This window comes from Microbacterium sp. UBA837 (genome assembly GCF_002296025.1).
GTDB lineage: Bacteria > Actinomycetota > Actinomycetes > Actinomycetales > Microbacteriaceae > Microbacterium.
Genome location: NZ_DBHD01000041.1, coordinates 1 through 8,423, shown reverse-complemented (window position 1 = coordinate 8,423; position 8,423 = coordinate 1). Strand labels below are relative to the sequence as shown.

General features: G+C 66.3%; 11 protein-coding genes. 3 read left to right on the top strand and 8 right to left on the bottom strand.

The window, feature by feature from the left end:
• From B3587_RS03210 to B3587_RS15875, 3 genes are all read right to left on the bottom strand, one after another.
• The coding region (locus B3587_RS03210) for a reverse transcriptase domain-containing protein (protein WP_292726506.1) at positions 1-737 on the bottom strand (737 nt) is incomplete at its 3' end.
• Between the two features lie 602 nt (positions 738-1,339).
• Positions 1,340-1,819 (bottom strand): IS3 family transposase, encoded by a 480-nt coding sequence (locus B3587_RS03205; RefSeq protein ID WP_292726504.1) that lies wholly within the window; start codon positions 1,817-1,819, stop codon positions 1,340-1,342.
• A gap of 8 nt (positions 1,820-1,827) precedes the next feature.
• Positions 1,828-2,082, bottom strand: coding sequence for a transposase (locus B3587_RS15875; protein WP_414683107.1), 255 nt, complete (start codon positions 2,080-2,082; stop codon positions 1,828-1,830).
• On the opposite strand from B3587_RS15875, the gene B3587_RS03200 reads away from it, so the two are divergent.
• The 3 genes from B3587_RS03200 (at position 2,071) to B3587_RS03190 (ending at position 4,850) form a co-directional block, all read left to right on the top strand.
• On the top strand, positions 2,071-3,177 hold the full coding sequence (locus tag B3587_RS03200) for a M23 family metallopeptidase (RefSeq protein ID WP_414683106.1): 1,107 nt from the start codon (positions 2,071-2,073) through the stop codon (positions 3,175-3,177). The two genes, B3587_RS15875 and B3587_RS03200, sit on opposite strands and share 12 nt — an antisense overlap.
• A 90-nt stretch (positions 3,178-3,267) precedes the next feature.
• Positions 3,268-4,512 (top strand): MFS transporter, encoded by a 1,245-nt coding sequence (locus tag B3587_RS03195; RefSeq protein ID WP_414683108.1) that lies wholly within the window; start codon positions 3,268-3,270, stop codon positions 4,510-4,512.
• On the top strand, positions 4,509-4,850 hold the full coding sequence (locus tag B3587_RS03190; protein WP_292726499.1) for an ArsR/SmtB family transcription factor: 342 nt from the start codon (positions 4,509-4,511) through the stop codon (positions 4,848-4,850). The genes B3587_RS03195 and B3587_RS03190 overlap by 4 nt, the downstream gene beginning before the upstream one ends.
• A 48-nt stretch (positions 4,851-4,898) precedes the next feature.
• On the opposite strand, the gene B3587_RS03185 is transcribed toward B3587_RS03190, so the two are convergent.
• From B3587_RS03185 to B3587_RS03165, 5 genes are all read right to left on the bottom strand, one after another.
• Positions 4,899-5,039: a hypothetical protein gene (locus tag B3587_RS03185; protein WP_292726497.1), complete on the bottom strand. Its 141-nt coding sequence runs from the start codon at positions 5,037-5,039 to the stop codon at positions 4,899-4,901.
• A gap of 144 nt (positions 5,040-5,183) precedes the next feature.
• Positions 5,184-6,320, bottom strand: coding sequence for an alpha/beta hydrolase (locus B3587_RS03180; RefSeq protein WP_292726508.1), 1,137 nt, complete (start codon positions 6,318-6,320; stop codon positions 5,184-5,186).
• A complete protein-coding gene (locus B3587_RS03175; protein WP_292726495.1) occupies positions 6,320-7,339 on the bottom strand; it encodes a DUF6545 domain-containing protein in 1,020 nt (339 codons plus the stop codon). Before B3587_RS03175 ends, B3587_RS03180 begins: the two co-directional genes overlap by 1 nt.
• Positions 7,336-7,800 (bottom strand): hypothetical protein, encoded by a 465-nt coding sequence (locus B3587_RS03170; protein WP_125131942.1) that lies wholly within the window; start codon positions 7,798-7,800, stop codon positions 7,336-7,338. Before B3587_RS03170 ends, B3587_RS03175 begins: the two co-directional genes overlap by 4 nt.
• A 58-nt stretch (positions 7,801-7,858) precedes the next feature.
• Positions 7,859-8,290, bottom strand: coding sequence for a hypothetical protein (locus B3587_RS03165; RefSeq protein WP_292726492.1), 432 nt, complete (start codon positions 8,288-8,290; stop codon positions 7,859-7,861).
• Between the last annotated feature and the right edge of the window lie 133 nt (positions 8,291-8,423).

The window sequence follows — 8,423 nt, the reverse complement described above, 5'->3', positions numbered from 1 at the left end:
GTGCGCGACCATTGCGGGCCGAGCGCGTCCCACTTGCGTTGGAAGTGCTCGTCCACCACGGACAGGGCGATGTTCGCCAGCAGTGGCGACAAGATCCCGCCTTGCGGGGTGCCGGTGAAGGTGTTCCTGTTCACGCCGTCCTCGCTGAGGACGCCCGCGTTCAGGAACCCGCGGATCAGGCGCAACACACACTTGTCGGCGACTCGTGCCCGGGCGCGCTGCATGAGCGCGTCGTGGTCGATCTCGTCGAAGCACGCGGTGATGTCCGCTTCGAACACCTGCACGTAGCCACGTGAGGCGTAGTAGTGGATCTCCGCGATCGCGTCCTGCGCCCGCCTGCGTGGCCGGAACCCATACGAGGACGGCTGGAAGTCGGCCTCGAAGATCGGTTCCAGCACCAGCTTCAGAGAGGCTTGAACGACCCGGTCCGTCATCGTCGGAATCCCCAGCTTGCGGACCTTGCCGCCAGCCTTCGGGATCGACTTCTGACGCACCCGCTCTGGGACGAACCCGCCGTGCTTCACGCTCTCGCGTAGCTCGGCGAGCATCCCGCGCACCTTGCCCGGTGGGACGGATCGCGGGGCGATTCCGTCGACTCCGGCGGTGCGGCCTCCCTTGTTGCCCTGCACCCGGTTCCACGCCGCAACGAGGAAGCCGGGGTCGTAGACCAGGTTGAACACATCATCGAAGCGACGACCGGGGTCGATCGTCGCCCATCGGTGCAGTTTCGTCTGCATTCTCAGTACCCGCGCCCACGCCTCCGTTACGTCGGCAGGCCACGAAACATCCGCATTCACGGCTGTGTCTCCCTTACTGCTTGTCGGTCCTGCGATCACACTGGACCCCTTCGCCATGCGGCCGGCTTTCCCGGCCTCGGACTACTACGGGTCCTCCGCCCCATCCCGGCCCGATCAGCAGGCCGTGCGCTCAGCCTTCGGCGTCGTCGCTGGCGGCGACGCACCTCCGGCGAGACCGGGATGGTTCCCACGTTCACTCTCGAACCCTTCGACGGGATCGGCACCCAGTTATGCCCCAGCATCCTCGCCACGGCTACGCCGCAGGCTTTCACCATGGCCTCCCGACCGGCGACATCACCCAGTCCAAGAGTTCCCCTCACCGCCGAGGCCGTGAGGGTGCGCGATGCAACCCGACCCGCATCCGCCAGGTTGGAGTCGGTGGTCTCGTATTGAGAGGCTTTCAGCCACTGGTTCCTATCCGTATGCCTCTCCGTCTCGCTAGCCGAGCCCGCACCATCTGGCAGTTCTGGCACGACTCGTCGTTGTCGAGGACTGCTTCACCCAACCCGCTCACGCCCACGGGCCAGCTCGTCCTCCAGCTATCACACGCCTGCTGCGACAGGCGTGGAGCGGTGTCCTTTCACCACCGCAAGGTTCAAGAGCGCCTCGTGGCGCTCGATGTCCGCAACCCAGAGCCGGCACGGGGCATCGGCGACAAACCGCCGCTCGACCAGATCGGCCGGCCGGACGCCTGCAGGGTCAGACTTGGTGGTGAATACCTTCTTCGAGCGCCGCACGCCCTCGAGCCCTTGCTGTCGCATGATCCGAGCCGTCTGATCCCTGCCGATCGCCCAACCCTGCCGGCGCATCAGCGCATGCATCTTCCGAACCCCGTAGACCCCGTAGTTCTCCTCGTGGAGACGCACCATCTCGGCGCCGAGCAGCTCATCGGAGAGTCGCCTCGCCGACGGTGGTCGGGTCTTCGCGGCCCGGTAGCCGCGGGCGGTGATGAATCCACACTCTGTCGCACCCAAGATGCGGCAGATGGCCTCGACCCCGAAACGATCCTGGAACGTGTCCACGTACCGGATCATCTCGTCGTGGGGCGGTCGAGTTCCGCTGCGAAAAACGCTGACGCCGTCCGCAGGATCTCGTTCGCCCGCCGCAGCTCCGCGACCTCCCGCCGAAGCCGCTTCACCTCGGCATGCTCATCACTGGTCAACCCCGGCCGTTGGCCGGTATCGATCTCCGCACGACGACGCCACTTCCGCAGAGTCTCGGGTCCGACGCCAAGCCGGGCACCAACGTGCCTGATCGCGGCGTACTCGGTTTCATGCTCAGGCATCGACTCCTCGAGCATCCTGAGCGCACGCTGCCGGAACTCCGGCGGATACTGACGGGGCATACTCCATCCTCCAATAGGAAGCGGAACCAAACCCAGGGCGATTCAGAGCGGACTCAGCAGGTAGCCGAGGAAGCCGGTGCGATCTGGCTCAGCGCGCAGGATGCCGCGGACGAGCAGGCCCAGATCACAACGGAGCTCCAGACCCAAGCCGACGCCGCGGCGGCCGAGATGGAAACTGCTCGCGCCCAGGTCGCACGCCTTGTCGCCTGGCAGCAACGATCGGGCGGGCTGGACTTCACCGCCACCTTGCTGTTCTCCTCTCAGGACCCGGACGAGCTGCTCACCGCCCTCGGCATCGCTTCCAGGCTCGCCGAGACGAACGCGCAGCTCTACGACAGCGCCGCGCAGCTGACGAACACGGCGAGATCGCTCCAGGACCAGGCCGCCGTCGCGCAAACCGAACTCGACCGGCGTCAGGAGGCCGCCCTCGCAGCCTTCGAACAAGCCCAAACCGCTGCCCTCGAGGCCGAGACGATCCTCGTCGAGCAGCAGGAGAACGAGGCCCGGCTCGCAGCCCAACTCGTGGTGCTGACCGAGAACCGACGCGCAACCGAGGCCGACTACAACAAGGGCATCCAAGCCCGATGGGGCGCCGGCGCTGCGGGGATCGTCACCGCCAGCGGGTGGGCGCTTCCCGCGCGGGGCTACATCTCCTCACGGTTCGGGTGGCGACCGCCGCCGCTCCCCGGTGTCAGCAAGTTCCACAGCGGCCTCGATCTCTCAGGGGCGAACTACTGCGGGACGCCGATCTACGCCGCGGCCGCGGGTCGAGTGACCTATGCCGGGCCGAATGGGGGCCTCGGAAACTACATCCAGATCGACCACGGCAACGGTTACGTCACCGGCTACGCGCACCTTCAACCGGGCGGCATCGGCGTGCGGATCGGGGAGACGGTAGCACCGGGACAGAACATCGGCCGCGCCGGGACAACGGGCCTGTCCACGGGATGCCACCTCCACTTCATCCTTCGCGAGAACGGAAACCCGATCGACCCACTTGCCTTCCTCCAGAACCAAGGGGTGGTGTTCGGGTAGCGCCGGAGTGCCATGCCGCGCCCCCGCAGCATACCCCGCAGCCGATGCTAACCTGTGTACCTTCGCACGCATGCAGGTATGGAGAGAGTGTTGCTGAACGTACTGCGGGAGCCGCGCTATCGGAAGCTGTTCTCCGCGCAGGTCGTCGCCCTGCTCGGCACCGGGCTGCTGACGGTGGCGCTCGGACTGCTGGCCTACGACCTCGCCGGCGCCGATGCCGGCGCGGTGCTCGGCACGGCGCTGACCATCAAGATGGTCGCCTACGTCGGAGTGGCCCCGATCATCGCTGCGCTGGTGAACCGGCTGCCGAAGAAGGCCGTTCTCATCGGGGCGGACCTGATCCGGCTCGGGGTCGCCCTGATCCTGCCCTTCATCACCGACGTGTGGCAGATCTACCTGCTGGTGTTCATCCTGCAGTCCGCATCGGCCACCTTCACCCCCGCCTTCCAATCGTTGATCCCCGTGGTGCTGCCCGACGAGCGCGACTACACCAAGGCTCTCTCCCTGTCCCGCCTGGCCTACGACCTCGAGGCTCTGGTGAGCCCGCTGCTGGCTGCCGCGCTGCTGACCCTGATCGACTTCTACCGGCTGTTCGTCGGCACCGCGATCGGGTTCGCCGCCTCGGCCACCCTCGTCTTGGCGACCCGATTCCCGCCCCGGATCCCGATCGCCAGCCCGGGGTCCGTGTGGCACCGCACCACCCTCGGTGTCCGGATCTTCGCCCGAACCCCGAGCCTGCGCTTCCTGATGGCGATGAACCTCGTCGTCGGCGCGGGAACCGCCCTCGTCCTGGTCAACACCGTCGTCTACGCCCGGGACGTGTTCGCCCTCGACAACAGCAGCCTGGCCGTGGCGCTCGCCTGCTACGGGGCGGGCTCGCTCACGGTCGCCCTCAACGTCCCCCGCCTGGTCGAACGCCTCGGCGACCGGCGGCTCATGCTACTGGGCGCCGCCGTCAGCTCCGCGGCCGTTCTCGGCGCGATCGCGATGACCGCCGCCGCCACGGCCGGCTGGGCCGGCGCATGGTGGGTCCTGCTGCCGCTGTGGCTGCTCATCGGCGCTGGCAACTCCATGATCAGCACACCCTCCTCGCGGCTGCTCATGCGCGCCTCCGATGACACCACCCGCAACTACATCTACACGGCGCAGTTCTCCCTCTCGCACGCCTGCTTCCTCATCACCTACCCGCTGGCCGGCTGGCTCGGCGCGGTCAGCCTCACCGCCGCCGCCGCTCTCCTTGCGGCTATCGCGATCGGCGCCGGCGTCGTCGCCAGCCGCAGCTGGCGCAGCCTCACCCCCAGTCCGGTAGAAGAACAGGAGAGGATACGCTCGTGACCTCCGACGACCGCACGTGCGCCCGCCATCCCGACAGCCCCTACGTCGAGCTTGCCGTCGAGGTGTTCACCATGCTCGCCGACGCGACCCGCGTGCGGCTCATCCTGGCCCTGCGCGAAGGCGAACAGTCCGTCACCAGCCTCGCCGAGCAGGTCGACAAGAGCCCGACCGCGGTCTCCCAGCACCTCGCCAAGCTGCGCCTGGCCCGCATCGTGACCACCCGCCAAGAAGGCACTCGCGTGTTCTACCGGCTCAGCGACGAGCACGCCGTCGCCATCGTCGATGAAGCCCTCAAGCAGGCCGAGCACGCGATCGGCGCCCCGCACCACCACGAGTAGCAACATGTCGCGCTGTGGTGCACGGACCTCGCAGAGGAGTTATGCCGGCTAAGTCGTGCGGATTTCGCTGTGGCGGAGGAAGATGCCCCGCTGCTCGAGGAGCTTCTCGCACACTTCGGTCATGGCAATCGGATTGAGTTCCTGCGCGCCGCGATGAAACGGATGCACGCGCTGCAGGCGGGTATGCATGAGGATCTCGGCGGACGGGAGCTGTCGGCCGAGGAGGTCACGGCGCGCCGATCGCGTCGTGAACCGGTCGCGCACAGTTCTGCGCGGTGCTCGACGTCCTCGTCGCTTTCGTCACCCTCAGTTCATGCCCCCCCGCAGGTGTGTTCATGATGGGACGTGCGCGGCGAACCAGGCGATTACCGCGCCCTGCCATCGGTCGGGGTCAGAGTTCCACGAGAGCGTATGTCCGGCCTCAAAGACCTCCAGTGAAACAAGGCCAGGCCGAGAATCTCGGAGTGCTTGTGAGAGCTGTATCGGCACGGAGTCGTCGTGGGTACCGTGGAGGATGAGCATGGGCGCGGTGAGTTCCTCGGCACGAGCAGTCCAGTCGAAGGATCGGAGCGGGATGCTCTCGGGCAGGCCGACAATGCGGGCGAGTGGGCGGAGCGTCAGCCACGGGATCGCGAGGCTGCCCGCGGCTGCGGGGAGTCCGCTGCGGGTGCAGTTCGCTTTGATGACTTCCGTCCAGTCGAGCACAGGCGAGTCGAGCACGAGACCTGCGATGCTGCGTCGATACGACGGGTGGTGAGCGAGCTGGAGCGCGATGGCGGCACCCATCGACCATCCGAACAGCACGATCTGTCGGGCTCCGTGCCGCGTCGCGTACTCGATGGCAGCCGCGGCGTCGTCGGCCTCGGTGAAGCCGAGCATTGAGCGACCGTTGTCGACTCCCGGGCCTTCGCCGTCGGCTCGGTAGCTGATGACGAGCGAGGTGTAGCCGCGCTCCGTCGCGGCGAGCACGCCGCGAAGTGTTCCGGCTCGGACGCTGCCGAGGCCATGAATGTGGATCGCCCACGTCGACGTGGCGCTGTCACCGTCGATGCGCCAGGCGGGGGCGGGCCCCGCAGGGGTGTCGATGGTAATGTCGTGTGCGTCAAGGCTGGCGTCATGGGGGGTCGCGTAGTAGATGCCGCTCCAGGAGACGTGATCGCCTTCCCTAGGAGTGAGTCCCGATGCCGTGCTCGTCACTTGTCGTGCGATCAGGGTCGGTCCACGGTCGAGCACGTCGGCGGAGAGTTGCGCCCAGCCTCCGTTCTCGAACCAGAGGTTGTAAACGCCTTCGGCTGCCGTCAGGTGAGTTCGGTCGAGCACGATGAGACAGCCGTCGCTTTCGTGCTCAACCTCGCGGACGGTCAGGTCGTATCGTCGCATGCTGCGGGCTGTCAGCCGCCGCGCGATCGTCCAGCCGACACCCAACGCGCCTGCCGCGACGAGTCCGGCACCCAGCGCGACCCGGCGCATCACGAGCTGGCCCCATCGTCAACTCGGCTCCCTGGCGAAGCGGTGGTCCGTGTCGCCCTCGTGTCGAGTCCGAGGAGGTGGTTCTCCGCGCGATCCAGTAGTGCGCGCTCGGCTGCGCTGATGTCGAAGGTGACGCGCGGGTCGATCATCGCGTCGCGGATCTCAACGATCTCTCGGTGTAGACGGCTCTCCAGGTCATCCGCGCTCGCAGCGAGCGGGTCTGCTTGGCTCAGCCCCGGCCGCACGAGGGACGCCCGCTTCCAGAGAGGCTCCAACTGTGTCGCGAGGCCGACGGTGCGCTTCCGGCGCATGTCGTGCTGTGCGCGGCGGACGGCAGGCTGCGCGGCGAAGCCCGCGCATAGGAAAAGGAACGCGAGTAGAGAGAGCTGTTCGTAGGCGGGTTGGACGGCGCGCATGAGATCGAGATGTCCTGTGACGTGTGCGACGTCCATGATGAGCACGGCCAGGCACAGTGCGCCGCCGAACGCCGATCCCAGGCTCAGCAGAGCCGCGGGGAGACGCTGGATGCCGGAGCTGCGCAGATATTGCCGCGCGGCGAGGATCATCATCGTCGTGATTACGAGGAAGAAGTAGCTGAAGTTGATGATCGAGTAGGCCGCTGCTGCGGGTTGCGCGCCGAGGTCGATCATGAACCGAGTCGTGGTTGTGCCTCGGTCGATGAACACGAACGTCGTGGTGATCGCAAGAAGCGAGGCGACGAGCACCGGGATGCCCACGGCGACCCGCACGAGCCTGGGTCGGTACTCGTCGGCCCTCATGACGCCTCGACCGAGAAAGAAGATCCCGGTCATCAGCAGCCCATCCGAAACGAGGGTCGTGACGTTCATGCCGCCAAGAAGCGGATCGGTGGCGAGGTAGATGGCGTCGACGTTCAGGGTCATCGCGACGGCAATCGTGAAGGAGGCGTAGGTGATGCTTCGATCCGCCCGTTTGCGGCGGAAGATGAGCAGGCTCGCCACGAGCGCCCACATGAGCGTCGCGACGAGCGCCTGGATCACCCGAATATCTCCGAATAGCGAGACTCGGCGAACACCGATCCTCGGATGCCCGCGGCCAGCCGATCTGCGAGCGACTCGGCGGCGATCTCCGTCTCACTGTCAATGTCCTGTCGCTTGAGCAGGCGTCCGCGTGTGTGAGGAGGGATGTTGGGCAGCAAGACGTCCCCGGCTGTGCAATCGTCGCCCTCCGTGTGACCGAGGATCATGTGGGCCAACTCGTGAAGGACGAACTGCTGGCGGTGCAGTGCAGAGTCGCTGCGTGCGTGGAGCACGAAGTCCTCGGTGTCGGTGACCAGCCAGAGCGCACAGATGCCGTCGCGGGTGTCGAGGTCGGCGAGTTCGACGACGCGGAGCCTACGATGGCGCCGTTCCTGTATGGCCTGGAGAAGGTGCGCAAGCGTGAATCTGCTGCCGAGCCGCAGATCGGAGACGGCGGCCGTTACGGTCTCTTCGGTGTTCACGTTTACCCCCTCTCGGCCGAGCAGCTACTGGTCTCGGCTCCGTGGTGCGCGACACCCGTCAGTGCTCGGGTGTTCGCATCATTTCCTCGTCCAGGAACTTGCTGATGGCTTGGAGCGCCTTCGGCGAGATGTCGCCGAGTGTGCGAGCAGCGTAGGACTTCACCTTTGCTGCACGCATCGAACGCACGAGGTCGAGCTGGGCGGAGACCTTCTCCGGGGTAGCCACGCCGCTCTCCCCCGCAAGAAAGGCAGCATCAACGTCGAAGAAGTCCGCGAGTCCCTCGAAGATTGCGGTGTCTTGAACGTATCGGTGGCCGTTGACCATGTACGTCCATCGTGATCGAGACAGGCTGATGCCACGTTGTCTCAGATGCTCCGCGATCTGCGAGTAGGTCGGTTCGGAGCCGGACTCGGCGACAGCGACATCCATCAGAAGTCGCAGGCGTTTGGCGAGGTCGTCAGCCGCAGCCTGACTTTCGTCTTCAGTCATCGTCGCTGACCCCCCTTCCCTTCGGGAGGGCCAAGGCGTCGACGTAGCCCAGGCCCAAGGGTAGTTGTGCATGCTCAATCTACCCGTTGAGCATGCACAACTCAACCGTTCGACTTGACTCATGTAAAAGGTC

Excerpts from the sequence above, each read along its gene's own strand:
- B3587_RS15875 (WP_414683107.1), bottom strand. The coding sequence starts at position 2,082 with ATGCCTGAGCATGAAACCGAGTACGCCGCGATCAGGCACGTTGGTGCC.
- B3587_RS03200 (WP_414683106.1), top strand. The coding sequence starts at position 2,071 with ATGCTCAGGCATCGACTCCTCGAGCATCCTGAGCGCACGCTGCCGGAA.
- B3587_RS03180 (WP_292726508.1), bottom strand. The coding sequence starts at position 6,320 with ATGCGCCGGGTCGCGCTGGGTGCCGGACTCGTCGCGGCAGGCGCGTTG.
- B3587_RS03185 (WP_292726497.1), bottom strand. The coding sequence starts at position 5,039 with ATGCATACCCGCCTGCAGCGCGTGCATCCGTTTCATCGCGGCGCGCAG.
- B3587_RS03165 (WP_292726492.1), bottom strand. The coding sequence starts at position 8,290 with ATGACTGAAGACGAAAGTCAGGCTGCGGCTGACGACCTCGCCAAACGC.